This is a genomic window from Microbacterium sp. Leaf320, assembly GCF_001423485.1.
Taxonomy (GTDB): Bacteria; Actinomycetota; Actinomycetes; order Actinomycetales; family Microbacteriaceae; genus Microbacterium.
Window position 1 is genome coordinate 423,374 of sequence record NZ_LMOD01000001.1, and the last position, 26,495, is coordinate 449,868.

The following is a 26,495-nucleotide window of genomic DNA, read 5'->3' on the forward strand; positions in this document are numbered from 1 at the left end:
ACCGAACCGGACCGGTCGATCGGAGCCCGGACTAGGGGAGGGGGGTGTTGCGCGTGCCCAGCCTCGAGGCATCGACAGTGTCACCGGCACCCCGCAGCACTCCACCGAGGAAGCCCAGCCCCCAGGAGAGGTGCATGGTCGGCAGCACGGCGAGCGTCCACATCCGCTGACGGAGACGTCCGCCGCCCGGCAGTGACGCGACGGCGATAACCAGCAGCGCGTATGCCAGGAGCGGCAGGTAGACGACGGCCGAGATGATCGCGGAGATCAGCCCGGAGATCGCGCCGGTCAGCTGCAGCGCCCCCACGACCAGGGCCGTCGCGACGAGAACCACGAGCGCTGGGGGAGCGAAGAAGCGGATGCCGTTGCGGCGGCCGTACCTGCGCACGAGCTCACCGCGCCAGGCGCCGGTGGCCCGGAACTGCCGCGCCAGGCGCAGCCAGCTCTCGCGGGGCCAGTAGGTGACGGAGAGGCTCGGGTCGAACCAGACCCGGTGACCGGCCTGACGGATGCGCAGATTGAGCTCCCAATCCTCGCCGCGGCGGATCGTCTCGTCGAAGAGTCCGACCTCCTCGATCACGGCACGGCGCATCACGCCGAGATAGGCGGACTCCGCCTCGCCCTCCTGGGTGCCGCCGTGATAGGCGCCACCGCCGAGTCCGACGGGGGAGTTGTAGAGGCGTGCGACCGCTTTCTGGAAGGGAGTCCGGCCGTCGGCGTGCATGACGCCGCCGACGTTGGCAGCCCCCGTGCGCTCGAGTGTCTCCAACGCGCGCGCCGCGTATCCGGGCGAGAGCTCCGAGTGCGCATCGACGCGGACGATCGTGTCGTAGCGGCTAGCGCGGATCGCCGCGTTCAACCCGACGGGGATGTGCGCGGCCGGATTGTCGACGAGGCGGATCCGGTCGTCCTCGGCGGCGAGGCGCTGCGCGAGTTCGGTCGTTCCGTCCGTGGACGGACCGAGTGCGAGCACGAGTTCGGCCGGCACGGTCAGCTCCTGTGTGAGCACCGAGCGGATCGCGTGCTCCAGATAGGCGCGTTCGTTCAGCACCGGCATGACGAACGACACCCCGGTCTCGGGAGCGTCGATGTCGTTGTCAGGCACATGACGATCATGGCATGCGCTTCTCGGACGTTCGCTGATTCGCGTTCCCCTGCGCTGCGACGACATCCGTCAGGTGCGGCGCCGGCACTCGGTATCCTGGAGGGATGGGTGCAGTGTCCGATGCGAAGAAGGCCTACCGTCTGCTGAAGCGGGCGCTCGCCTCGCGCAAGGCGGTGCAGCGGGTCAGGCGCCGTCTCGCCGATCAGGAGCCCCACCCGGCCGAGCATTACAAGATCGCCGTCTACTTCGCGGACGGCGCGGTCAACATGTATCAGATGAGGCAGTGGTACCGCCCGCTCAGCGAGCTGGCGAAGCGCTGGCCCGTGGTCGTGCTGTCGCGCTCCGCCACCGGAGCAGACAAGCTACTCGACGAGGACGGTCCGCCTGTCGCGTTCGTCCCGACCGTGCGCGACCTCGAACGGTTCATCACCGCGCAGGACATCCGGATCGTGCTCTACGTGAACCAGAACACCCGCAACTTCCAGATGTTCCGCTACGGGCGGCGCTGGCACGTGTTCATCAACCACGGCGAGTCCGACAAGATGTACATGACCACGAATCAGTACAAGGCGTACGACTACGCCTTCGTCGCAGGTCAGGCCGCGCGCGATCGTCTGTCCCGCACGCTCTGGGACTGGGACATCGACCACCGCACGATCGAGATCGGTCGGCCCCAGGCGGATCACTACTCCGGCACATTGCCCTACACGCCGGACGCGCGGACCGTGGTGCTGTATGCGCCGACCTGGGAGGGCGACCGCCCGAGCGCCCACTACGGCTCGATCGCGACGCATGGCGAGTCGTTGGTGACGGCGTTGCTCGCCTCGGGCAGTCACCGCGTGATCTATCGCCCGCATCCGCGCAGCGGCGTGGTCGACGATGCGTACGGCGCGGCGCATCGACGGATCATCGCGGATATCGCCGCGGCGAACGCGGCCGATCCGACGGCGCAGCACGTGTACGACGACGGTGCGGAACTCGGATGGCAGCTCGCTGCGGCCGATGTCGCGATCGTCGACATCTCGGCCATGGTGTACGACCGTCTGGCCGTCGGGAAGCCGTTGATGATCACGCGTCCCGCCGACGAGCGCGCATCGATCGACACCAACGGATATCTCTCGGACTGCGAGTGGCTGAGCGCCGACGCCGCATCTGACATCGTGGCGGAGGTCGAGCGCGTCCGCGCCGACGAGGCGGCCATCGCCCGGCTCCGCATGTGGGTGCAGCATTATTTCGGCGATACGACGCCCGGTGTCGCCACCGCGAAGTTCCACGCCGCGATCGAGCAGCTCATGCAGAAGTGGGATCACTGGCAGGCGCACGAGATCGGCTCTGTGCGCACTGACGAGGACGACGACGACGAAGAGGCCGACGAGGAAGAGGTCTGACGGTGGAGCTTCCCCTCACGCGTTCGGTCGCCTCACGTCTCGACGTGCTGTCCGAAGCCGGCTCGACGAACGCCGTCCTTCGCGAGCGGTCTGTCGACGCGCAGACGTGGCCGCACCTCTCCGTGCTGCTAACCGACAATCAGACGGCGGGCCGCGGACGACTCGATCGAACATGGAGGGCGCCGGCCGGGGCCTCTCTTGCTGTATCGGTGCTGCTGCGGCGGCTCCCGTCCGCTGTCGACGCCCGAGGATGGATCCCCCTCGCCGCCGGCGTCGCGATGGCCGATTCCATCGCCGAGCAGCTTCCCGAGCACGAGGTGGCGGTCAAATGGCCGAACGATGTGCTCGTCGACGGTCGCAAGATCTGCGGCATCCTCGCCGAGGCCACGAACGATGCGGTGATCGTCGGCACCGGCGTGAACACGGCGATGACAGCATCCGACCTTCCCGTGCCCACCGCGACGTCCTTCGCGCTCGCGGGTGTCGAGGTCGATGCCGATCGCCTGCTCTCGACGTATCTGCGTGAACTCGATGCTCTGGTAGCCGCGCTCGCCGCGGAGGAAGACGCAGTGTCGAGCGGACTGCACGCGGCGGCATCCGATCGCTGCGCGACCATCGGCCTCGAGGTGCGGGTATCGCTCCCAGGCGGCCGAGTCCTCGTCGGGACGGCCACGGCGCTGGATCCGGACGGGCGGCTTCTCGTGCGCCACGACGGCATCGAGACCGCCGTTTCGGCGGGCGACGTGGTGCACGTCCGACCCGCGTGACTCTGACACGCCCGGGCGCGCAGACGCCGATGTCCGCAGTTGCGGGCACAATGGAGAAGTGACCCAGCCCGTGACTCTCGGCGGAAGGCCGACGATGCCACCGCCAGGCGTGCCCACAGAAGAACTGCTCATCGCGCGGTTCAGGGCCCATGCGCGGCGGCTGTTCTGGTCGGCGCTGGTTCTGATCGCGGCGTTCGGCGCCACCGCATACCTCTACGACAACCTGCCGTCGCCGTTCGAGAACTGGATGCTGCTCGCTGCGGCGGGCGCGCTCGTGCTGCTCGTCGTGGTCGTGCCCTATGTCGTCTGGTATTCGCGATCGGTGACGGTCACCACGCGCCGGGTCATCGTCAACCACGGCATCGGCGCGCGCAACCGGCGGGAGATGTCGCATGCCCGCGGCTACACGATCGGTGTGCGACGCGGCGTGCTGCAGCGCATGTGGGGTGTCGGGACGATCACGCTCTCGAACGGGGTCGACGCGCCTCTGCGGCTCGCGAACGTGCCCAACGTCACGCTCGTTCACGAGACCCTGGCCGATCAGATCGAAGTGAGTCAGATCCTCGCGCACCGCGACGCGCAGTCGGGCCCGGACGGGTACCCCGGATCCTGAGCGCGGACAACCGCCTCGGCGATCGGCGTGAGACGGGTGATCCGTGCTCGCGCCGATGCGCGAGAATGGTCAGGACGAATGGAGGCGGCACATGGCGCTGCGCGTTGGCGTGATCGGTGGAGGCCAGCTGGCCAGGATGATGATCGCCCCGGCGGTCGAGCTCGGACTCGATCTGCGGGTGCTCGCTGAAGACGAGGGCATGTCGGCGCAGCTCGCCGCGACCGCGGTCGGCGACTACCACGACCTCGAGGTGGTGCGCGCGTTCGTGAAGGACGTCGACGTCGTCACCTTCGATCACGAGCACGTCCCACAGGAGATCTTGAGAGCCCTGGTCGACGACGGCGTCGCCGTGCACCCGGGGCCCGATGCACTGCAGTTCGCTCAGGACAAGCTCGTCATGCGTGCTCGCCTCGCCGACCTCGGCGTGCCGCAGCCCGACTGGGCGCCGGTGCGCGACGTCTCAGAGCTGCAGGCCTTCCTCGACGAGCACGACGGACAGGGCGTCGTCAAGACCCCGCGTGGCGGGTATGACGGCAAGGGCGTCCGCGTCGTCCGTGCCGCCGCAGAGGCTCAGGACTGGTTCGACGGTCTCGCCGACGGCGAGGCGCTGCTGGTCGAGGAACTCGTCGGCTTCGTGCGGGAGCTCGCGCAGCAGGTGGCGCGGCGTCCCAGTGGTCAGATCGTCGCCTACCCGGTCGTCGAGACCGTGCAGCGTGACGGTGTGTGCGCCGAGGTCATCGCTCCCGCTCCGCAGGCCGCCGAGCGTCTGGTTCAGGTGGCCGGCGAGATCGGCCGCTCGATCGCCGAGGGGCTCGGAGTCACGGGCATGCTCGCTGTCGAGCTGTTCGAGACCGACGACGAGCGGATCCTCGTGAACGAGCTGGCGATGCGTCCTCACAACAGCGGCCACTGGAGTCAGGACGGCGCCGTGACCGGACAGTTCGAGCAGCATCTGCGCGCCGTGGCGGATCTGCCCCTCGGAGACACGACCCCGCGTGCTGCGTGGTCGGTCATGGTGAACATCCTCGGAGGTCCGAAGGAGGGGGCGCTCGGCGACCGCTTCGCCGGTGCGATGAGGGAGCACCCGACGGCTAAGATCCATACCTACGGCAAGGCTCCGCGCCCTGGCCGCAAGGTCGGCCATGTGAACGTGACCGGTGATGATCTCGATGACGCCGTGTACGTCGCCAGGGCGGCAGCGGCTCACTTCGACTGAGGCTGTTCCAGAGGTGTGCCGTTCGGGGTTTCTCCCAGCAGTAGACCGTAGCCTGAGTGGGTGACTGAGCCATTGCACTCCTCCGCAGCGCCCCTCGTCGGTGTCGTCATGGGTTCCGACTCCGACTGGCGCGTGATGAGCGATGCCTCTCAGTCGCTGACAGACTTCGGGATCCCGCACGAGGTGGAGGTCGTCTCGGCGCACCGCACGCCCGACAAGCTCATGAAGTATGCGAGGGAAGCCCGCGCGCGCGGCATCCGCGTGATCATCGCCGGTGCCGGTGGCGCCGCGCATCTTCCGGGCATGCTCGCGTCGATGACGGCGCTGCCGGTCATCGGCGTCCCGGTGCCGCTGGCCTATCTCGACGGTATGGACTCGCTCCTGTCGATCGTCCAGATGCCCGCCGGGATCCCGGTGGCCACCGTGTCGATCGGGGGAGCGCGCAACGCCGGCATCCTCGCCGCGCGGATCCTGGGAACGTCCGACGACGACCTCGCCGACCGCGTCGAAGCCTATGCACTCGACCTCGAAGCTCAGGTCGAGGAGAAGAACGAACGGTTGAAGGGGTCGCTGTGACCCTTGCCCCGCCGCGCGGGTCGGCGCGACCGCTGATCGAGACGCGCCCTCTGCGGAATCCGGATCCGTCCGATGCCGGGACGATGACGAAGCGCGGCTGGTGGCTGGTGCTGATGAACGTGCTCGTTCCTGGTTCGGCTCAGGTGCTCGCGGGCAACCGCAGACTCGGGCGCTTCGGCCTGGGTGCGACGCTTCTCGCGTGGTTCCTGGTGATCGTCGGCGCGGGCCTCGCTCTGTTCGCGCGCCCGGTGCTGCTGTGGCTCACCGTCGGCGGCGGCTGGTTCTCGGCCGTGATCCTCACGCTGGTTCAGGTGCTGATCATCGCCTATATCGTGCTGTGGATCGTTCTTACCTTCGACGTGCTCCGGCTCGTGCGGATCGTCAGGGTCACCGGCCCGTCGAAGTTCGCCATTCCACTCGTCGCCCTGCTGCTGCTCGGTCTCGTCGGCACGGGCATGGGATACGCGGCGTCGTACGTCGGCACCGCGCGCGGCACGATCAGCACCATCTTCGGTCAGAGCGGGCCCAGCCTGCCGCCGAGCGAGGGGTACTACAACATCCTCTTGCTCGGTGCCGACAGCGGAGACGGCCGCGACTCCATGCGCTTCGACAGCATCTCGGTCGTCTCGGTGAACGCGACGACCGGCGCCGTCACCATCACCGGCATCCCGCGCGAGCTCCCGAACGCGCCGTTCAGCGAGGGCAGCCCGATGCAGGCGCTGTACCCGAACGGCTTCGAGGGACACGGCTCGAGCTCCTGCGGATGGAACGGCTGGATGAACCACGTGCGTAACGCCGCGGAGATCTGCCGTGAGGACAAGGGCCAAGGGCTCTATCCCGATGCGCTGGATCAAGGCTCCGATCCGGGTATCGAGGCGACGAAGGATGCCGCAGAGGGCGTCCTCGGCATCGAGATCCCGTATTACGTCTTCGTCGACATGCACGGCTTCGCGGCCCTCGTCGATGCGCTCGGCGGAGTGGACATCAACGTCACGGAGCGACTGCCTATGGGCGGCCCGCCCGAGGGCACGGATCCGTACGATGTCGATGCCTGGGCCATCGGGTGGATCGAGGTCGGCCAGCAGCACATGAACGGTGACACCGCGCAGTGGTACGCGCGATCGCGGTATACGACGAGCGACTGGGACCGCATGAAGCGCCAGCGCGAGCTGCAGGAGGCGATCCTCGCGCAGTTCACGCCGCAGACGGTGCTCACCCGCTTCAACGAGGTGGCTGCTGCGGGAACCGCACTCATCAGCACCGATCTGCCTCAGGACAAGCTGCCGGAGTTCTTCGATCTGATGACGAAGGCCAAGGAGCAGACGATCACGACGATCGAGCTCACCCCCGAGAACGGCGTGGATGAGCACACACCTGATTACGCGTACATCCACGACCTGATGCAGCAGACACTGCACCCGCCGACGGAGACTCCGACCCCGACGCCCTGACATGTGCCGGCCCGACAGATTCGGGATGAGAGCGCGTGTTGCTGCTGTGTGGGCGCGGTCTTCGAGACCGGTTGACCTGGTGGGCACGAGTTATCGTGCTGGGTGCCGAAACGGCGTGACCGCTTCGCCGAGAGGGCGCGAATAAGCCCACGACCGCCACCTGAGAGTGAGAGTGACGGTCGTGGGCCTCCGGTACGAGACCGGATTCACCAGACGACGGTGATCGGAGGGGGAGGGATCACCGTCGTCCAGTCGATCCCCGCGTGATGCGAGGATCTGACCTAGGCGCGCTTGCGGCGCACGACTCCTGTCGCGACGAGGGCTCCACCAGCCACGAGGGCTGCGGCGCCTCCACCGAGGACCCACGGCGACACACTGCCGCCGGTCAGGGCGAGCTCGAGTCCTCCGCCGGTGAGCGGAAGCTCGGTGCCTGCGCTCGCGACCCCGGGGTCGTGATCGCAGCTTGAGGCGTCGTCGTGTCCCTTCGAGACCGTGATGGTCGCGGTGTACGAGCGCGAGCCGGTGAAGGCGAGCGAGTACGAACCGTTGCCGTCGGACGGCGGGCGGAAGGTGACGAGGAGGCTGCCGTCGGCAGCCGCCGTGTTTCCGGACACCGCGGAGTCGCCGGCGTTGAGACCCGAGACGGACACTCCGACGTTCTCGGACGGCAGGAAGTAGCCTGCGCCGAACGCGACGGTCGATACGTCGCAGATGTCGATGATCGGATCATCGACTCCCACGCGCGGTGTGCCCGAGTACGAGTCGGATTCGGCCGGAATGACCGGCGCGGCAGAGGCGACAGCAGGTGCCATGAGCACGAGTACGCCAGCGGTAAGGCTGATTGCAGCCAGTTTCTTCAGCATGATTCTCCCCAGAATTTCATGCGGAATCGCCCTCGGATACACCCCTGCATCCGACTGCGTGAGTTCTTCCTGTCCCCACGACAGAATTGCAGAACTCAGATATTCCCCAGTGAGAATGACCCTACATCATCAGATCGGGAAAGTCACGATGCGCAACGCAGTTGTTCCCGAGACGTTTCCGGGGTCCGGATCATCGGCGTGTGATCGACGACCGTGAGCCTTTCACCCGCGCCCGTTCCCTGGAACTCGACCGTGATCGTCGACGTCTCACCCGGCGCCAGCAGCACCTCGTGCTGCACGGCCGAGCGCGAGCCGAGGAGCGCCGTCTGGACGCTCTCCTCCGCCCCGTCACGATCGATGTGCGAAGGGGTGGCGCCCTCGGGGCCGTACACGGTGATCAGCGTGCGGGTCGAGCCGGCCGGCACTCCGTAGAAGCCGTCGGCCGTGACGTACGGCGGCAGCGACGTGGGGGCGTCTGCCGGGGCGTCGTTCGTCCACGTCACCGTCACCTGAGTGGTCGGCTGGCCGTCGCACGTGCCGATCGAGGTCGAGATGGCGGCGTCTGTGTAATAGTCCATCTTGCCGCCGGTGGTGTCGTTGAACAGCACACCTACATGGGTTTCGGTGTCGTCGGTCGGAATCGCGCCGCCGAGGGAAGATCCTGACAGAAGCTCCTCTTCTTCTTCGTGCGCGCTCCAGATGCGGATGCGGCCCTGATCCGCCGACGTCGCCAGTGCGGAGACCAGGTCCTTCGGCTCGGCCGTCGACAGAGCGGCAGACAGCAGCGCGGCCGCCGCCTGCGAGAAGATCTCGTCCTGCGCCCTCGGATCCGGGACCGCGGCGTAGATCTCGGAGAGGAGCAGGCTCACCACCGTCTCCTTCGTGACGGTGAAAGGACCGAAGGTCAGCGGCCCGGTGGCCTTGAGCAGGTTCTCCGTCATGACCGCGTCCACCGCGATGACACCGTCGACGGGCTGCCCGAAGCGATCCTGCCAGCGGGTGGCGATCGCGGGGCCCGCCTCGGTGAAGTCCGGGATGCTGGTGAGATTCTGCATGTAACGGCCTGGGCGGTCCTCGAAGAGTGCGACGGTCGATTCGCTCAGCGGGATCGGGGTGTCCAGCGCGGGAAAGTCAGGGACGGAGGCCTGCTGGACCAGCGTGATGCGGCCGTTCTCCGCATGGAGCAGTGCGATCGCTCCGATGATTCCGCCGGATGAACGCAGTTCCGCGTTGTTCTGCATCGCCAGCACGTAGTTCCGAGGGCCCTCCGCGCCGAGCATGGTGGGCAGCAGAGCTGCGGCACCGTGCAGCGAACCCACGACGGTCGCGGCCTGCGTGACGGTAGATCGCATCTCGCGAACGGCATCCGCGAGCGGGGGGAGCGTCGCGTCCGCATCGATGCCGAGGGCGCGGTCCTCTGCGGAGCTCAGCGTGGCGCTGGCATCGGCGAGCGAGGGCTCGATCTGCGCGAACGGCGTGAGGTCGATGACGCCGCCCGACAGCCCCAGGCTCGCGAGGTCGAGTTCCCCTGCGGCCTCGAGCACGGGCACGAGCGCATCGGCGGCGACATCGTCGGCGATCTCGGCGACATCGCTCACAGCCGTGAAGTTCGGCCCCAACCACGGAACGAACCCGAAGCCCTGCCAGATCGGATCCGAAGTCAGCTCGTGGGCGGACTTCGCGTGATGGGCGATGCGGGCCGACAGCGAGGCGGCCTTGTCGAGATCGCCCTGGCCGATCGCCTCCTTGAGTTTGGACGACGACGTCGCGACCTGCTGCAGATCGTTGACGGCGCCGATGCCGCGGATCGTCACCCACCCGATCGCGAGCACGAGGAACGTCACGATCACCCCGATGGTCCACCGCAACCACCGACGACGTACAGGCAGGCGTCCGTCACTCACCCCTGCATTCAAGCACGAAGCGGCATATCGGGGGTGAGCGGGGGCGACCCGGGTCATGCGCGGTCACGCTCCCGAGTTCTTCAGCCTGTGACGACTACTGTTGTCGCATGGGTGCTCGGCTGCGTGTTGTTCTGGATCAACTGACGCATGTGGTCGATCCGGATCACGCGTCGGCGGCCTCGGATCTCGCGGCGGCGCTCGTGTCGACAGCCCCGTCCGGCTGCGCTGTGGAGGCGATCATCCCGGCAGGCTCCGAGGTGCGCATCCCCGGCCTCGCTGACGTGCGCAGGCTCTCGCTCGCGCGGCGGGAGCTCGCGGCATCCTGGCAGCTCGGGATCGCTCCGGGCGTCGGGGGCGGTCTCATCCACTCCGCGACCTTGATGGCGCCTCTCGTTCGACACGATCGAGTGCACGATCATGACCAGACGACGGTCACCCTGTGGGATCTGCACGCGTGGGAGTCGCCCAGTGCGCTGCCCAAGGCCGCTGTCGCCTGGCAGCGCGCGATGTTGAAGCGCGCGGTCAAGCACGCGGATGCGGTCGTCGTGCCATCGCACGCCGTGGGGGAGCGGCTCGCCGAGATCGTCAAGCTCAAGCGGCGGATCCGTGTCATCTCGGGCGCTGCTCCTACGGGCTTCGTCGTCCCGCTCGATGCGGTCGCGCGTCGCGCCTCACTGTCGCTGCCCTCCGGCTACGTGGTGCTGACCGGTAGCGCGGAGTCGCTGGAAGCCGGATTCCGCGCCGCGGTCGCATCCGGCAAGGAGGCGGTCGTCCTCGATGCACCGGAGGGAGCCGAGCCGCGGTTCGCAGAGATCGCAGCGGCCGCCGGGCTGCCCGAATCACGTGCGCACGTGCGCGGGTCGCTGTCTGCGGATGACCGGGCCGCGGTCTTCGCGGGTGCCTCGGCGCTGGTGGCGACGAGCGCGCTCACGGCGTGGCCGTGGCGTGTCGTCGAGGCCATGACCCTCGGTGTTCCGGTGATCGCCGTCGACAGCGGAGTGCACCGCGACGTGATCGCGGACGGCGGGGTGATCGTCGATCCCTCGGACGTCCCCGCTGCGGTCGAGGATGCCGTCGGTGACGGGGCCAGGCGCCTCAGTGTGTTGGGTGCGGATCGGTCGCGATCGTTCTCGTGGCTCGGCGCCGCCGAGCGCGTATGGGGCCTGCACGCGGACTTGTAATGGGCTGAACGCCAGCTGTGTCTTCTCGGACACGCCGACACGCCCATAGCCAAAATGCTGTAACAGTGGCATCATCTCTCAACTTCCGTCACACTGGTCACATGTCTCGACGTGCCCCACGCTCTCGAAACACCCTGAGGATGCCCCGGGTCCTCGCCACGTTCGTCGCAGTCATTGCGCTCGTGGTCGGTGTATTTGTCCCTGTCGCCTCCGTCTCGGCTGCGCCAACCGCAACGATCGGCGCGGCTCAGGGCCGGGACATCAAGACGACGTTGGATGGATTCAACCCCGGCAACATCATCAGCGATGCGGTGTTCACCAACCGGAACACCATGACCGAGGCCCAGATCCAGGCCTTCTTCAACAGCAAAGTCTCACGGTGCCAGGGCGGATCGGACAGGTACGGTCCGATCATCTGCCTCAAGGACTTCACCATCACCTCGGTGAACAGGCCGGCCGACAGGTACTGCCAGGGCTACACAGGCGCTGCCAACGAGTCGGCGGCGCGAATCATCGCCCGCGTCGCGCAGTCCTGCGGCATCAATCCTCAGGTGCTGATCGTCATGCTCCAGAAGGAGCAGGGGCTCGTCACTCACACCTGGCCGAGCATGAACCGCTACAACGCCGCACTCGGGCAGGGGTGCCCCGACGGCGGCGTGGCCTGCGACCCGAACTACGTCGGCTTCTTCCACCAGATCTACGGCGCTGCTCGTCAGATGCAGATCTACATGGAGGGGCGCTACTTCACGTACTACGCGCCAGGCAAGACCTGGAACATCCTCTACAACCCGAATCGGAACTGTGGCAGCGCGCCCGTCTACGTGGCGAACATGGCCACCTCGGCTCTCTACTACTACACGCCGTATCAGCCCAACGCGGCGGCGATGCGTTCCGGGTACGGCGAGGGCGATGCCTGCTCTGCCTACGGCAACCGGAACTTCTACAATTACTTCACCGACTGGTTCGGGTCGACGCAGGCCGCCGCAGCGCAGATCCTCAAGGACTCGGCAACGGGGGCGTCATTCCTCGTGACGCAGGGCAAGAAGTACAGCTTCCCGACGAGCGAGCGAGCTGTCCAGTTCACCTGGGTGGCTCCGGTTCAGACAGTATCGTCGGCACAGCTCGCGAACTATCCAGACGCCGGTGCGATGCCTCGGGCGGTCAGAACCGACGCCGGGCACGTCTATCTTCTCGACAGCGGGCGACGCATCTGGGTGCCGTCCTGCGCACGGGCGACGGACTACGGCTGGAATTGCGGTTCTCTCCCCCTCGTCGGTCAAGGCCAGGTATCTGTCTACGGTGACGGAGGAACTCTGGAGCCGTCGATCGCAGCGCTCGGAACATCGTGGTTGATTCAGTCTTCCTCGCGTCGGGAAGTGGTCGACCGATCGCTTCTCATGACGTACGGGATGACGACCGGCGCGACTAATGTGTCGGATGCGATGGCCGCCGAGTACAAGCTCGGTGATCCCGTGCTCGGCGCAGGTGTCTACTCCGACGGGTCCGGAGGCATGCGAGCGATGCTGCAGAACGGCGCCGTCTACGACGTCTCTGCTGAGGGGCAGGTCGCGGCGATGATCAATGCGGCAAGGCGACTCACGAAGGACACGTGGGCGCGGATCAACAGCAGCGGCACCCTGCCACTCTCGTTCAGCGCTGGTGGACGTAACTACTTGCAGGGCGTGGGCGGATGGATGCAGGTTGACGCCTACGGCTCCGCGGTGACGTTCACCCCGATCTCCGCCACCTCGATCACCGGGCTCCCATCTGGAGGACCGGTTCTCGGAGCGCACTTCGTGCGCGAGCAGTCCAGCGTCCAGGTGTTCCTGGTGTCGGGCGGCACGCTCCAGCCGGCAAATGCGGAGGAGCAGCGATGGATCAGCGCCGTCTACGGTGTCTACGCGGGCGTCTACGTCGTCGCCGACAAGTCGCTCGGCAGTCGAGTCGCGCCGTCACAGCGCTTGGTCCGCACAGCTGACGGCACAGCCTACCTCCTCGACGGCACGAACCGGTATCGATTCCGAGACTGCACGCAGGTGGCGGACTGGGGCGCTCAGTGCGCTCAGCTCGCGACGGTGGCAGGTTCGGAGGTCTCTGCCTACAGCGACCGTGGTGTGCTCGAGCGCCTCGTGCGTCAGAGCGACGGAACGATCTGGCTCATCCAGTCGGGCAAGCGTCGAGAGGTCGTCGACACGACCGTGCTCGCGCAGTTCGGTATCAGCGGTGCCACGAGCAGCGTCTCGACGTCGCTCGTCAAGACACTTGCAGCGGGAGACCCCGTCCTCGGGGCCGGTGTGTACTCGAACGGCTCAGGGGCGTTCCTGCTGGCTAACCAGGCTGGCTACTTCGCCATCCCGACTGGTGCGCAGGTGACGATGGTGACGAAGTCCGCGCGCCGACTCACGACCGAGAGCTTCGCGTTGTTGCCCTCACGCGGCGATCTCGGGACGCGCATCCTCAGCGATGGACGGGCGCTGGTCCTGACTGATGACGGATGGCTGCAGGTCGATGCTGCGCTCTACGGCGGGACGAAGGCATTCGCCGCCGCAGATCCAGGGGCATGGGGCGGGCTGCCTCTGGTGCTCTCCGAGAACCGACCCCATTTCGTCAAGGATCGATCGTCTACCCAGACCTTCCTCGTCTCGGGCGGTATCCTCCAGCCTGTCGACGGCGATGCCGCACGTAGTTGGCTCGCCTCCTATTTCGGCCTCTCCTCCCGGTTGTGGGCAGTCGCGGACGGAGCGCTGCGTGGCGTGTCGCTCACGCCGGGGCTCCTGGTCAAGACGACGGACTCCCAGCTCGTCGTCACCGACGGAGTGTCGGCGTACCGGCTCAGCGACTGCTCGGTGGTCGCGGCTTTCGGCAAAGACTGCGCTGCGCTGCAGACGGTGCGTCTCGACGCTCTCGGGCTCAAGGACGGCGGCGTGCTCACCTCGTTGCTGCGGGGCCCGGGCGGCGACGTCTGGCTGATCCAGTCGGGGAAGCGGCGAGAAGTGCCGGATCCGTCCATCTTGGCTGCCTTCGGCATCGGTTCTGCCTCGACGGCCGTGTCGACGGAACTGCTGAAGACCCTTCCGCTCGGTGACCCGGTCATCAGCGAAGGGGCCTACCGGAGCCCGTCGGGGTCGATGAAGCTCATCGTCGGCGCCGAGGTGCTCGACATCCCCGCAGCGGCACAGGTCGAGGGCATCAAGACCCGCGCCAAGCCCATGACTGAGGAGACGTTCGCCCTGTTCAAGCCGACGGGAGCACTTCCGGTGCGTGCGGTCAACGCCGGAGTCTCTTACGTCCTCTCGGTTCAGGGCTGGGCGAAGGTGGATCCGTCGAACTACGGCGCGCTCACGTTCCCCGCGGTCTCCCTCGATGCCATCAGGGTCCTGCCGATGGCGCCAGTCGCCACGGGCGCCCGGTTCGTTCGTGAGGCGAGCAGCACGCAGGTGTACCTCGCATCGGGTGGGCTGACGCCGATGACGGCGGAACAGCAGGCCTGGGCTACCGCCGCATACGGCGTCCCCGCGACCGTGGTCGTGGTGGCGGACGGCGCGCTCCGTTGATGTGACCGGATAGACGAGAAGAGCCTTGCCTATCGGCAAGGCTCTTCTCGTTCATCGGAGGTCGGATGAGGTCTGCGACGTCAGTTGAATCGCATCGGCGCGACATCGTTCAGACGCGGGTGCTGCTCGTCCTTGGCGGACAGCTCTGCCTGATCGAGCGGCACAGGCCAATCGATCCCGACGGTCTCATCCGCGAGATTGAGGAACGTGTACTCCGCTTCGGGAGACCAGTGCTCGTTGACGAGATACGAGTATGCCGTGGAGTCCTCGAGCGTCTGGAAGGCGTTGCCCACGCCCTTCGGGACGAAGATGGCGACCGCGGGCGTGATCACCGTGGAGTAGACCGTGCCGAATCCCGCACCTTCACGAAGATCGACCCACGCCCCGAACACGCTGCCGGTGGCGACGGAGATGAACTTGTCCCACGGCTCCGCGTGGATGCCGCGTGTCGTCCCCCGGCTCTTGTTGAACGAGACGTTGTTCTGCACGGGGCCGAGATCGGGCAGGCCGAGGTCGACCATCTTCTGGCGCTGCCAGTTCTCTTTGAACCACCCGCGGTTGTCGCCGTGGACGGGGATGTCCCAGCGCTGGAGGCCGTCGATCGAAGTCGCGTGTCGCGCGAGCGGGAGACCAAAACGAAGTTCTTCGCTCACTGACCGGCCTCCGCGTACTTCGCTTCAGTGGCCGCCTTCTGAGGTCGCCACCAGTCCTCGTTGTCGCGGTACCACTCGACCGTGTCCACGATTCCGGTCGAGAAGTCCGAGAAGCGCGGTGTCCAGTCCAGCTCATCGCGGAGCTTCGACCAGTCGATCGCGTAGCGACGGTCGTGACCGGGGCGGTCCGCGACGAGGTCATAGTCGTCGGACGGTCGTCCCATGGCAGCGAGGATCAGCTCGATCACCTGACGATTGTTCTTCTCGCCGTCGGCGCCGATCAGGTAGGTGTCGCCGATGCGTCCGGCGTCCAGGATCCGCAGCACTGCGGAGGAGTGATCGTCGGCGTGGATCCAGTCGCGCACGTTCAGGCCGTCGCCGTACAGGCGCGGACGCACACCGTCGATGAGGTTCGTGATCTGCCGGGGGATGAACTTCTCGACGTGCTGGCGGGGACCGTAGTTGTTCGAGCAGTTGCTGATCGTGGCGTTCACGCCGAACGAGCGCACCCATGCCCGGACGAGGAGGTCGGAGCCGGCCTTCGTGGAAGAATACGGACTCGACGGGTTGTACGGCGTGTCCTCGGTGAAGCGGGCGGGATCGTCGAGCTCGAGGTCGCCGTACACCTCGTCTGTGGAGATGTGGTGGAACCGGATGCCTGTGCGGCGTGCGGCCTCGAGAAGCGTGAACGTCCCGATGAGGTTGGTCTCGACGAACGGCGCCGGGCCGGTCAGCGAGTTGTCATTGTGGGATTCTGCCGCGTAGTGCACGACCGCATCGTGGTCGGCGAACAGGTCGCCGACCAGGTCCGCGTCGCAGATGTCCCCCTCGACGAGGGTGAAACGATCCTCGGGCAGGCCGCTCAACGAGGCACGATCGCCGGCGTAGGTCAGCTTGTCGAGCACCGTCACGGTGTCGTCGGTGTTTTCAAGAACGTAGTGGACGAAGTTGGAGCCGATGAACCCGGCGCCTCCGGTAACCAAGAGCTTTCGCATCCGCCAATACTACTGGTCGCCGCAGTGACAGATTTGGCAGGAGATGGCGACATGGCGGACACTAGACAGCATGCGTGGCATTATTCTCGCCGGAGGCACAGGCTCCCGGCTGCACCCGATCACTCTCGGCGTCTCCAAGCAGCTGGTCCCGGTGTACGACAAGCCGATGATCTACTACCCGCTGACCACGCTGATGCTGGCGGGGATCCGCGACATCCTCATCATCACCACACCGCACGACGCCGACCAGTTCCAGCGTCTCCTCGGCGACGGCTCGCGGTTCGGTGTGTCGATCACCTACGTGCAGCAGCACTCTCCCGACGGGCTCGCACAGGCGTTCACGCTCGGCGCGGATCACATCGGCAACGACACCGCCGCGCTGGTGCTCGGAGACAACATCTTCTACGGGCAGGGAATGGGCTCGCACCTGCGCGAGTACACGAACCTCAGCGGAGCGGCGGTCTTCGGCTACTGGGTGGCCGACCCCACCGCGTACGGCGTCGTCGAGTTCGATGCTCACGGGCGCGCACTGTCCATCGAGGAGAAGCCGGCGGTGCCGAAGAGCAACTACGCGATCCCCGGGCTCTACTTCTACGACAACGATGTCGTCGAGATCGCGAAGGACCTGAAGCCCTCCGCCCGTGGCGAGCTCGAGATCACGGACCTGAACCGCGTCTACCTGGATCGCGGCGATCTGAAGGTTCAGATCCTCCCGCGCGGAACCGCCTGGCTCGACACCGGGACCTTCGATTCGCTCAGCGAGGCTACCGAGTTCATCCGCACTGTGCAGAAGCGTCAGGGGCTCTCCATCGGTTGCCCCGAAGAGGTGGCGTGGCGAATGGGGTTCCTCACCGACGACGAGCTGCGCGAGCGGGCCGAACCGCTGGTGAAGAGCGGCTACGGCAAGTACCTGCTCGAGGTCCTCGAGCACGGCGCGATCCGCTGATCGGACGGCGCGGGTGGCGTGTGCCGATCAGCGGATGCTGGGACCGTGCTCGCGGCCTCAGCCTCTCGCCATCACCTCTCGGATGACGGCGGAGTCTCCCCACACCCCGGGGGAGTCGTAGGGGCGGTCGGGGAATGCGCCGTACTCGAGCGCGATCGGAAGCGCGTTCTCAGCGATGAAGCTCTCGACCTGGTCCGCGAGCGGCAGCGGCACTCCGGTGCTGCAGTTGAGCGTCCCCGTGACGTCCTCGGCATCCGTCAGCGCAGCGAGCTGGCGTCCGAGCTCCTCGACGCGGATGAAGTCGAACAGATTCTTGCCGCTCGTGAACGGGAAGACCGTCTTGCCCGCGTCGACCGCTTCGAGGAGCTTGCGGAAGATCGAGTTGCTGCGGCGATCGTCGCCGTAGATGTAGTACGCGCGCGCCCACGCGAGGGACACCGTGTCGGGGAGTGCGAGGGGGAGTGCTCGCCGGAGTGCATCTTTCGCGATTCCGTAGAGGGACTTCGGGTTCGTGGGGGTCTCGGCGGTGATCGCGCCTTCCCAGTACCCGACCTCGTGCATCGTGCCGAGGGCGACGATCCGTGTGACTCCGGCCGCTGCGGCCTCGGTCAGAAGCCGGTAGTGCGCCGAGAGCTGGCTCATGTGCGCGGGTGAGTTGTGGACGAAGCCGTCCTTCCAAGCCAGGTGAACGAGGCTTCGGGCGTCGCCCCACGCGTCCACGTCGAAGTCTGGGGCGAGGATGTCGGCCTCGAGTCGAATCGCGCGAGGATCGGTCTCCGACTGCGATCCGGGACGCACGACGGCGACGACCTCGTGACCGCGGTCCGCCAGTGCAGCCACGACGTGCGGCCCCAGGTACCCACCGGCACCTGTGACGACCACGCGCGAGGGGGATTCCGTCATGTTCTCACCGTTTCCTGTCCTCGTCCGCCGGGCTGCGGACGCTCTGGTCGAGGCTACCGGATCGCGCGGAGAGCGCCCCGGTCAGCGGGCGAGCAGGATGCCTACGGTAGAGTGGGCGAGTTGGTTTGACGATTGTGGAGCAAGGTGGATACGGAAGCTCGATACAGGCTGCTTGCTGCCACTCCCTTCTCCCGTGCAGACTCATCCGGTCTCGTGACAGACGCGCGCGGAGGGAAGCTCCGCGAGCTCTTCCAACGTCGGGAGCTGCTCGGCCTCCTCGTCCGCCGCGATCTCCAAGCGCGGTATCGCGACAGCGTGCTCGGCTTCCTGTGGACGGTCATCCGCCCGATCATCGTCTTCCTGATGTACTTCGTCGTCCTCGGGAAGTTCCTCCGCGCTGCCGAAGGGATCCCCGACTTCGCGGTGTACCTGTTCTCCGGGCTCACGCTCTACAGCTTCTTCAGTGAGATGGTCGTCGGCTCGGCCAGCTCGATCATCGCCAACTCCGGGCTGGTGAAGAAGATCTATCTCCCGAGGGAGATCTTCCCGCTGGCCAGCGTCGGCGGCGCCGGGGTGATGTTCCTCATCCAGTGCGGTGTGCTGCTCGCCGCCGCGTTCGTGTTCGGCGCGCTCCCGGACGATCTGCTGCAGATGCTCTGGTTCTTCCCCTCGGTCGCTCTGATCCTGGTCTACGGCCTCGCGCTCGGGATCTTCCTCGCAGCCGTCAACGTGTACCTGCGTGACGTCCAGTACCTCCTCGAGCTGCTCGTCATGCTCGCGATGTGGGCATCGCCCATCGTGTATTCGTGGCACATGGCGGCCGATGCGTTCAAGAGCTTCGATCTGCCGTCGTGGGTGCTCGAGGTGTATCTGAACAGCCCGATCACGCTCGGAGTCTTCGGATTCCATCGTGCGTTCTGGGGAAGCGGCACCGAGGCCGACTATCCACCCGAACTCGGGCTGCGCATCCTCATCGCGTTCCTCATCGGTCTTGTACTCGTCTTCTTCGCCCACCGCGTCTTCAAGCGGCTGCAGGGCAACTTCGCTCAGGAGCTGTGATGGTCGTATCCGCAGAACCCGGTCCCGTCGTTGTCCGAGTGGAGAACGTCTCCAAGTCCTTCCAGATCCGCAAGGACAACACGCTGAAAGACCGTGTCTTCCACCTCGGAAAGCTCGGACGCGAGCACCGCGAGCGATTCACCGCGGTCGACGACGTGACTCTCGACATCCAGGCGGGGACGACCGTCGGGCTGCTGGGAGCGAACGGCTCGGGCAAGAGCACGCTGCTCAAGCTCATCGGCGGCATCCTCGCGCCCACGAGCGGGGCGATCTTCGCGCGCGGTCGGATGGCCGCGCTTCTGGAGCTTGGTGCCGGCTTCCACCCCGACCTCAGCGGACGTGAGAACGTCTATCTGAATGCGGCCATCCTCGGACTGAGCAAAGAAGAGGTGGACAAGCAGTTCGATGCGATCCACGAATTCAGTGGTATCGGGGAGTTCATCGACTCCCAGGTGAAGTTCTACTCCTCGGGGATGTTCGTCCGACTCGCGTTCGCCGTCGCCGTGCACACCGATCCCGATGTGCTGCTCGTCGATGAGGTCCTGGCGGTGGGTGACGAAGCGTTCCAACGCAAGTGCATGGAGCGTATCGCGCAGTTCCGTGCCGAGGGGCGCACCATCGTTTTGGTGTCGCACTCCGCGTCGCAGGTCCAGGAGCTGTGTGACCGGGCCGTCGTCCTCAAAGACGGCGAGGTCGTGTTCGACGGTGACGTCAACGACGGCGTCGCAGTGTTGCGACAGGTTCTGGAAGGCCGCCGACTCGGCGACGTGCACGATGAGGAATCAGGGCTTCCCATCGAGGTGACCGGCATCACTCTCTTCGACGCCGACGGGATCGAGACCGACTCGGTCCGAGTCGGCGATCCCCTCGTGCTCCGCATCAACGTCAGAGCGAATCAGCCGATGGCGCGCTGGGCGACGGGATTCAGCATCGACACGACTCTCGGGCAGATGACGATCGCCTCGAACACCGAGCGCCTCGGCGTCACACTGCCGGCGATCCCCGCGGGCGACACGCATTTCGACTTCCGAATCGAACAGGTCTTCCTGGGCGCAGGGCAGTACTACATCAACGCCAACGTCTCCGAAGTGATCGACATCAACTCCGACGTCCTCATGCAGGGGAAGATGTTCTCAGTTGAGGACACGACCACGACTCTCGGTTCCGTCGCGGCCCGGATCACCGCTGCAGCCTGAGGTCAGTTGCGCCGCAGTACGCGCCGCAGTACGCGCCCCAGCGCGCGGATCGGTGCAGTGGCACGCCACGAGGTGCTGTGGTGGATGCGATCGACTTCACTGACTGCGTTCACCATCTCGAGCTGGGCGCTGCCCAGCTGCGCTCCGAGCTGCAGGATCTTCGCTTCAAGAGATTCGATGTGACGCAGTCGATGGGCATCCATCGACTCGGTGCGGGATGCCGGGTAATCGGCGGCATGCTGCGGATCGCGGAGGAACTGGAGTAGGGGGACGAGGGCATGGTCCCAGGTCACCTCGCGCGCGAAGGCGCGGACGTTGTGGCGTATCGCCTCGCTGTCGCGTTCGAACAGGATCTGTTCGAGCGCATCTGCGAGCGCGTCGACGTCCTCGGGCGGAACCACCGCTCCCAGATCGTTGTCGCGAATGATGGGAGCGAATCCGTCTCCGTCGGTCGCGACGACGGGCAGCCCGGCCCAGAGATAGTCGAGAATCCTGGTCCGGAAGCTGAACGCCGTCTCGATGTGGTTGCTGTGAGTGCTGACCGCCACGTCGGCGTCCAGTAGGTAGTTGATGCGGTCGTCGTAGTCGACCCAGTCCATGTTGAAGAAGACATGCGAATCGGTGAGCCCGAGCTCGTCGGAGAGGCGCACCGTGGCTGCGGCCATCTGGGACTCATGGACATCGGGGTTCGGGTACTTCATCCCCAGGAAGTACAGCTTCACGTCCGCGTGACGCTTCGAGAGCACCTGCACCGCCTTGACGAGCGTGAGCGGATCGAACCAGTTGTAGACGCCGCCTCCCCAGATGATGACCTTATCGTCGGCGCCGATGCCCTCGATCTCATCACGGATGCCATGCCTGGTCTGCACCGCCGCCTCGTCGGACACGCCGAAAGGTACGACGTCGATGAACGAGCGCAGACTGTGATCGGCATCGTAGTTCTCGGGGGAGATGCGCCCTAGGGCTCCGAGGTGTCCCAGCCAGAAGTCGCGCTGCTTCTCGGAAGCGCAGATCACATAGTCAGCGCGTCGGAGTTGCGTGGTGAGCATGTCGACGCAGTAGTTCACGAGGAACTTGCGTGATTCCTCGCCCTCGTCTTTCCCCGATTCCAGGACCTCGAGGTGCAGAGGATCATACGCATCCACGACGATGATCGCCTCGGACTCGACCAGCCAAGGGTGGAGCGAGAAAACCTCGCCCTGCCCGATGATGACGTCGCACCAGTCGACGTGACCACGGAGCTCATCAGCATCGGCGGTGAACACCCGGAAGGCATCGTGCGACAGTGACGCCTGCTTGATCGATACCAGTCTGACCTCGGCCACGGGGGCGAGCCGCCTCGCGATCTCCCACGCCCTGATCGCGGGCCCACCCATCTTCTTTCCGAGGGTATCGGGCGTGACGATCAGCACTCGGGGCGCGTCAGTGGGCGTGCCGGTGCGAGGGGTATCTGTCATCGGTGCGTTCTCAGCTCGGGTCGTCGTGATGGAGTCGGGTCACAGGCGAGCAGATCGTCGCCGCGTCGCTCAATCGGCCAATCCTAACCCGAGTCCTCGTACGGGATCGAGAGCTGGCGGCAGGCGAGTCGTCCAGATCTCGGGTCGGTGCGTCCACAGGGGAGCGCGGCGTGCTGCGGCTATACTCGTCAGGATTGTCTACCCCCACCAAGGAGCCTCGTGAAGCGCATCGCTTTCTATCTTTTCTGGGAGAAGGACGGGGGAGTCGACGGTTACGTCCCCTACTGCCTGGAGAAGTTGCGCGAGCACGCCGAGCACATCGTTGTCGTCTCCAACGGTCCCCTCGACCCTGCCGGTCGTGCCGTGCTCGAGGAGGTTGCCGACGAGGTCTGGGAGCGCGAGAACGTCGGTTTCGACGTCTGGGGTTATAAGGAGGGGCTTGAGCGATTCGGTTTTGACAGACTCGCTGAGTACGACGAGCTGATCCTCCTCAACTACACGTTCTTCGGGCCGATGTACCCGTTCTCTGAGATGTTCGAGCGGTCGGACTCCTGGAAGGCCGACTTCTGGGGCATCACGGAGCACGGTGAAGTGCGTCCGCACCCCTTCGCCGCGAAGGGGGTGCTGCCCCGCCACATCCAGTCGCACTGGATAGCCGTGCGCAATGCGATGTTCACGTCTCCTGCCTTCCGCGAGTACTGGGCCAGCATGCCGATGATCACGAGCTACGAGCAGTCCGTCGACATGCACGAGGCCCGTTTCACCCAGCATTTCGAAGAGCGCGGCTTCTCGTCGGAGGTGCTCTTCCGAGGCGCCGACTACTCCAGCCTCAATCCGATCCTCGATGAAGTGGTGCAGCTCACCGCAGAGCGCTGCCCGATCCTCAAGCGACGCACCTTCTTCCACAGCCCGCTGTACTTCTCCGATTACGCCATCATCGGACGCGACGTCATCGACGAGCTCGAGCGGACGTCCGACTACCCGCTGGAACTCGTGTGGCAGAACATCGCTCGGACATCCGAGCCGCGCGTGGCGGCGACGAACTTCTCCCTGTATCGCATCTACTCGGACGCGCTCGAGATAGATGAGGCGCAGCTCGAGCGTGCTCGAGGAATGCGCGCGCTGGTCGCGATCCACTGCTACTACGAGGACATGATCGACGAGCTCATGGGGTACGCCGAGCGGCTCCCCTGTGAGAGGCACGTCGTCGTCACCACCGACACCGAGCAGAAGAAGAGCTACATCAAGGCCGCGTTGGCGCGGAGAGGTGAACCCTCCTACGAGGTCCGCGTCACCGAGTCCAACGCGGGGCGCGACGTGTCTGCGTTCCTACTCGGTTGCGCCGACCTGCTGCGAGACGACAGCTTCGACATCGTGGTCAAGCTGCATTCGAAACGCTCGCCGCAGGACGGCGCCGTCGCAGGCGGATGGTTCAAGCGGCACCTGTTCGGCAACCTTCTGCACTCCGAGAACTATGCCGCCAATGTCGTGAACCTGTTCGCGGAGCGTCCCGAGATCGGCATGGTGATCCCTCCGATCATCCACATCGGGTTCCCGACTCTCGGCAAGTCGTGGTATCTCAACAAGGCACCGGCTGAGCGTTTGTGTCGGAAGCTCGGGATCACGACGCCGCTCGACGAATCCACGCCACTGTCGGCTTACGGCTCGATGTTCATCGCCCGGCCGCATGCGTTGCGCACGCTGGTCGACGCAGGTCTGACGTGGGCAGACTTCGACGACGAGGCGTACGGCGACGGCTCCCTGGCGCATGTCCTCGAGCGGCTGTTCACCTACTCATCCCTCGGAGCGGGCATGCCTGTCTACACGGTGCAGAGCACGGAGCTCGCTTCGATCAACTACCCCTCACTGGAGTTCAAGCTCCAGAACTTCAGTCAGGGCCTCCCGGGAACAGTCATGCAGCAGCGCGCCTACCTCGATCGACTGGAGCGCGGTCCGAGCATGCTCAGCGTCAGCAAGCGCGTCGTGCACACGCGGCTTCCGCGCCTCGCCCGGTTGCTCTATCCCGTCTATGACGCGAGCCGAAGGACCTACGTCCGGTGGCGCACGCGCCGTGGCGGACAGGGGACCGCAGCGTGAACGATGTCCGTGGGCCGCTGACCGTCGCAGAGGCTTTCAATCCCCGCGCCAACTCCCTCGACTTCCTCCGCTGGCTGCTGGCCTTCCTGGTGATCTTCTCGCACTCCGGTCCTGTAGCGGGGTTCTACGGAGGCGAGGACCTCGGAATCCAGATCTCCGACGAGCAGTCCCTCGGCGGGGTCGCGGTCGCGGGGTTCTTCTTCTTCTCCGGCTTCCTCATCACGAAGTCCCGGATGGGACGGTCGACGATCTGGCGCTACTTCTGGAGACGATGCCTTCGCATCTTCCCGGCGTTCTGGGCCGCGCTCATCCTCACCGTGGCCGTCCTCGCGCCGATCGCGTGGCACCTCGAGAAGGGAACGTTCGACGGCTATTGGAGTGCTGCAGTCGAGTCTCCGAAGACCTACTTCGTCGACAACATGTTCCTCACCCTCGGACAGCGGAACATCGCTGGGCTCGGTGAGACCGTTCCGTACTTCCTCAACCACGGGGTGAGGGACTGGAACGGATCCGCCTGGACCCTCTCGTACGAATTCCTCTGCTACATCGTCGTCGGACTCCTCGGACTGTTCGGCGCACTGGCATCCAAGCGATTCGCGACAGCATTCGCCGTCGTCGTCATCGGCCTGAACGCGCTGCAGTGGCTGGGTGCGGGCAATGTCGGCGGACTCAACCGCGTGCTCGCCGATCCGTTCATCCTCATGTTCTTCGCGCCGTTCGCATTCGGGATGCTCTTCGCGCTCCATGGCGACAAGATCATCATCGACGACCGCATAGCGATAGGAATGTTGGGGCTCGGACTCTTCACCTATGCATTCGGTGGCTGGAATGTCGTTGGCCAGTTCGGCTTCCTCTACTTCCTCATGTGGGTGGGTGTTCGATTCCGCCTGACGAACTGGGCTCGATTCGGCGACTTCTCCTACGGCATCTACATCTATGCGTGGCCGCTGATGACGCTCGCGACGTACTTCGGGTTGGAGAAGTACGGTTGGTTCGCCTACCACCTGGTGATCGTGGTCGTCGTCCACATCGTCGCGATCGCGTCGTGGCATCTGATCGAGAAGCCGGCGATGTCGCTCAAGGACTGGACGCCCGGATGGCTGGCGGCGCTGATGCGTCGCGCCGCGCCGGTCACGACAGGGGTCAAGCGACGGATCGTCAATCCCGACTTCTCGTCGACGCGTTTCGCGGAGTCGATGCGCTCGAACAACGGAGCACAGTCGTGAGCGCCGGGCCTTCGTTGCACTCGATGCACGGCGTCGAGAAGGAGAGGCCTCGCTCACGCGCCCAGCGCATCGCGTACTACATTCCCCTCAGCCTCCTGATGGTCGCGGTGATCGTGATGTCTGTCATCGGAGTGGGAACTCGCCAGGCCGACCGGGCGGCGACGGCACAGCAGCGGGAGGAAGCCCTCGCGCAGGCGTCGCAGCAGAGCTCTCTGCCAGGCAGCTGCATCTCGGAGGACTTCGCCGCCCACTCTCCGGAGATCTGGACGGGAGAGCGCAACGCGGAGTCGGAAGCCGAGTTCGCCGCGCATCCGGAGGTGTTCGGGATGCGCGTCGAAGGACGCGACGGCTTCGAATTCTGGGGTGACGAGCAGTCGGCCAACTTCTCGCAGGCGCTCGGACGTGCGCCGTGGCTCGATGATCAGCTCGGTCAATGGCTCGCCTACTTCAGCGAGCTCGACGAGAAGCTCGCCGAAGATGACCGTGAACTCGTGATCGTGGTGGCGCCGGCGAAGTGGGAACTCTACCGGGAGAAACTCCCTGAGTGGGCGGACGAGCTTCAGGGGGAGACCCACCTCGAGCAGTTCCTGGAGCGCTCTGGGGACCTGCCCATCGTCGACGTGCGTGGGGCGATGCAGGCGGCTAAACAGGATGCGCCCGTCTACTCGGCTGTGAACACCCACTGGAACCCCTACGGCGCATACGCGGCGTGGAAGCAGACGGTGAGCTGCGCGTCGGACCTGTACCCCGACTCGGTGTGGCCGCAGGTGGAGGTCCCGGAGCCCGCCGGTATCACGATGGCCACCGCACCGAACGAGTTCACCCCGTACGGGAATTCGGCGACCGTAGAGGACTGGGCAACGCCCGTCCTGCCCGAATCGGAGCCCGTGCAGTCCACCATCACCGGTGCCGACGGGACAGCTCAGGAGGGGCCGTCGGACGGCACGGTGGGACTCCTCGACATGCCCGCCCGTACCGAGTCCTCCTCAGGCGCCGGTCGTGCGCTGATCATGCGAGACTCGACCGGTGAAGCGCTTGCCCCGGTATGGGCCCAGGCGTTCGAACAGACCTGCCAGGCGCGGCACAACCTCGACTACCCCGACCAGAGGCCCGACATCGTGGCGCAGGCATCCGAATGCGACGCCGACACCGTCCTCTACGTCTTCACCGAGCGGTACTTCGCGCAGGTGCCCCCGACCCTGCCGAAGGGCTGACCGTGGGAGCGAAAAAACGCTCAGGACGCGGTGAACCCCCGCGTTAGTTGAAACAACACGCTCCCTGAGCATTCGAAGACCCCACCCCCGGTCATCGACCGCGAACGGACTCGCGGTAGTGCGGTCTATGG

20 protein-coding genes and 1 pseudogene are annotated in these 26,495 nt (G+C 65.9%); 14 read left to right on the forward strand and 7 right to left on the reverse strand.

Features of this window, described 5'->3' with window-relative positions:
- Positions 1-31 precede the first annotated feature (31 nt).
- Positions 32-1,057: a glycosyltransferase family 2 protein gene (locus ASF63_RS01990; RefSeq protein ID WP_056510133.1), complete on the reverse strand. Its 1,026-nt coding sequence runs from the start codon at positions 1,055-1,057 to the stop codon at positions 32-34.
- Positions 1,058-1,209: 152 nt separating this feature from the next.
- On the opposite strand from ASF63_RS01990, the gene ASF63_RS01995 reads away from it, so the two are divergent.
- The 6 genes from ASF63_RS01995 to ASF63_RS02020 all read left to right on the forward strand — a co-directional run bounded on the left by ASF63_RS01995 (position 1,210) and on the right by ASF63_RS02020 (position 7,116).
- Positions 1,210-2,493 carry a CDP-glycerol glycerophosphotransferase family protein gene (locus ASF63_RS01995; protein ID WP_056508909.1) on the forward strand — a complete coding sequence of 428 codons (1,284 nt, stop codon included), beginning with the start codon at positions 1,210-1,212 and terminating at the stop codon, positions 2,491-2,493.
- Positions 2,494-2,495: 2 nt separating this feature from the next.
- Complete coding sequence (locus ASF63_RS02000) at positions 2,496-3,260, forward strand: biotin--[acetyl-CoA-carboxylase] ligase (protein ID WP_082477780.1); 765 nt, start codon at positions 2,496-2,498, stop codon at positions 3,258-3,260.
- 58 nt (positions 3,261-3,318) lie between these two features.
- Positions 3,319-3,873, forward strand: a complete 555-nt coding sequence (locus ASF63_RS02005) for a PH domain-containing protein (RefSeq protein ID WP_056508915.1) — start codon at positions 3,319-3,321, stop codon at positions 3,871-3,873.
- Positions 3,874-3,964: 91 nt separating this feature from the next.
- Entirely contained in the window at positions 3,965-5,089 is a 1,125-nt protein-coding gene (locus ASF63_RS02010; protein WP_056508919.1) for a 5-(carboxyamino)imidazole ribonucleotide synthase, read from the forward strand.
- A 108-nt stretch (positions 5,090-5,197) separates the two neighbouring features.
- On the forward strand, positions 5,198-5,665 hold the full coding sequence (gene purE / locus ASF63_RS02015; protein ID WP_056510135.1) for a 5-(carboxyamino)imidazole ribonucleotide mutase: 468 nt from the start codon (positions 5,198-5,200) through the stop codon (positions 5,663-5,665).
- Positions 5,662-7,116: an LCP family protein gene (locus tag ASF63_RS02020; RefSeq protein ID WP_056508921.1), complete on the forward strand. Its 1,455-nt coding sequence runs from the start codon at positions 5,662-5,664 to the stop codon at positions 7,114-7,116. Before purE ends, ASF63_RS02020 begins: the two co-directional genes overlap by 4 nt.
- Before the next feature lie 281 nt (positions 7,117-7,397).
- Here ASF63_RS02020 and ASF63_RS02025 read toward each other — a convergent pair whose 3' ends face one another.
- Both ASF63_RS02025 and ASF63_RS02030 read right to left on the reverse strand, forming a co-directional pair.
- The gene (locus ASF63_RS02025; protein WP_056508924.1) at positions 7,398-7,979 is read right to left on the reverse strand and encodes a hypothetical protein; all 582 of its coding nucleotides are present in this window, start codon (positions 7,977-7,979) and stop codon (positions 7,398-7,400) included.
- Positions 7,980-8,122: 143 nt separating this feature from the next.
- Positions 8,123-9,883 carry a DUF4012 domain-containing protein gene (locus tag ASF63_RS02030; protein WP_056508927.1) on the reverse strand — a complete coding sequence of 587 codons (1,761 nt, stop codon included), beginning with the start codon at positions 9,881-9,883 and terminating at the stop codon, positions 8,123-8,125.
- Between the two features lie 107 nt (positions 9,884-9,990).
- On the opposite strand from ASF63_RS02030, the gene ASF63_RS02035 reads away from it, so the two are divergent.
- Positions 9,991-11,064, forward strand: a complete 1,074-nt coding sequence (locus ASF63_RS02035) for a glycosyltransferase (protein WP_056508929.1) — start codon at positions 9,991-9,993, stop codon at positions 11,062-11,064.
- Between the two features lie 140 nt (positions 11,065-11,204).
- Complete coding sequence (locus tag ASF63_RS19270; RefSeq protein ID WP_056508932.1) at positions 11,205-14,618, forward strand: hypothetical protein; 3,414 nt, start codon at positions 11,205-11,207, stop codon at positions 14,616-14,618.
- Positions 14,619-14,710: 92 nt separating this feature from the next.
- Here the strand turns inward: ASF63_RS19270 and ASF63_RS02045 are convergent.
- Together ASF63_RS02045 and rfbB are read right to left on the reverse strand one after the other, a co-directional pair.
- A pseudogene (locus ASF63_RS02045) lies at positions 14,711-15,271 on the reverse strand (dTDP-4-dehydrorhamnose 3,5-epimerase family protein); the annotation flags it as partial.
- Complete coding sequence (gene rfbB, locus ASF63_RS02050) at positions 15,268-16,266, reverse strand: dTDP-glucose 4,6-dehydratase (RefSeq protein ID WP_056508940.1); 999 nt, start codon at positions 16,264-16,266, stop codon at positions 15,268-15,270. The gene rfbB and the pseudogene ASF63_RS02045, both read right to left, overlap by 4 nt.
- A 70-nt stretch (positions 16,267-16,336) precedes the next feature.
- Between rfbB and rfbA the strand changes: the two genes are divergently transcribed.
- Positions 16,337-17,212 carry a glucose-1-phosphate thymidylyltransferase RfbA gene (gene rfbA / locus ASF63_RS02055; protein WP_056508942.1) on the forward strand — a complete coding sequence of 292 codons (876 nt, stop codon included), beginning with the start codon at positions 16,337-16,339 and terminating at the stop codon, positions 17,210-17,212.
- Between the two features lie 57 nt (positions 17,213-17,269).
- Here rfbA and ASF63_RS02060 read toward each other — a convergent pair whose 3' ends face one another.
- Complete coding sequence (locus ASF63_RS02060) at positions 17,270-18,115, reverse strand: NAD-dependent epimerase/dehydratase family protein (protein ID WP_056508946.1); 846 nt, start codon at positions 18,113-18,115, stop codon at positions 17,270-17,272.
- Positions 18,116-18,328: 213 nt separating this feature from the next.
- Here ASF63_RS02060 and ASF63_RS02065 point away from each other — a divergent pair, with 213 nt between their 5' ends.
- The gene (locus tag ASF63_RS02065) at positions 18,329-19,174 is read left to right on the forward strand and encodes an ABC transporter permease (RefSeq protein ID WP_082477831.1); all 846 of its coding nucleotides are present in this window, start codon (positions 18,329-18,331) and stop codon (positions 19,172-19,174) included.
- On the forward strand, positions 19,174-20,370 hold the full coding sequence (locus ASF63_RS02070; RefSeq protein WP_056508949.1) for an ABC transporter ATP-binding protein: 1,197 nt from the start codon (positions 19,174-19,176) through the stop codon (positions 20,368-20,370). The genes ASF63_RS02065 and ASF63_RS02070 overlap by 1 nt, the downstream gene beginning before the upstream one ends.
- 2 nt (positions 20,371-20,372) lie before the next feature.
- Here the strand turns inward: ASF63_RS02070 and ASF63_RS02075 are convergent, their stop codons facing one another.
- Positions 20,373-21,827 (reverse strand): glycosyltransferase, encoded by a 1,455-nt coding sequence (locus ASF63_RS02075; protein ID WP_056508951.1) that lies wholly within the window; start codon positions 21,825-21,827, stop codon positions 20,373-20,375.
- Positions 21,828-22,046: 219 nt separating this feature from the next.
- On the opposite strand from ASF63_RS02075, the gene ASF63_RS02080 reads away from it, so the two are divergent.
- The 3 genes from ASF63_RS02080 to ASF63_RS02090 are packed head-to-tail and all read left to right on the forward strand — an operon-like array spanning position 22,047 to position 26,364.
- Entirely contained in the window at positions 22,047-23,924 is a 1,878-nt protein-coding gene (locus tag ASF63_RS02080; protein WP_056508954.1) for a rhamnan synthesis F family protein, read from the forward strand.
- Positions 23,921-25,150, forward strand: coding sequence for an acyltransferase family protein (locus ASF63_RS02085; protein WP_056510139.1), 1,230 nt, complete (start codon positions 23,921-23,923; stop codon positions 25,148-25,150). The genes ASF63_RS02080 and ASF63_RS02085 overlap by 4 nt, the downstream gene beginning before the upstream one ends.
- Positions 25,147-26,364: an alginate O-acetyltransferase AlgX-related protein gene (locus tag ASF63_RS02090; RefSeq protein ID WP_157534210.1), complete on the forward strand. Its 1,218-nt coding sequence runs from the start codon at positions 25,147-25,149 to the stop codon at positions 26,362-26,364. Before ASF63_RS02085 ends, ASF63_RS02090 begins: the two co-directional genes overlap by 4 nt.
- Positions 26,365-26,495 lie beyond the last annotated feature (131 nt).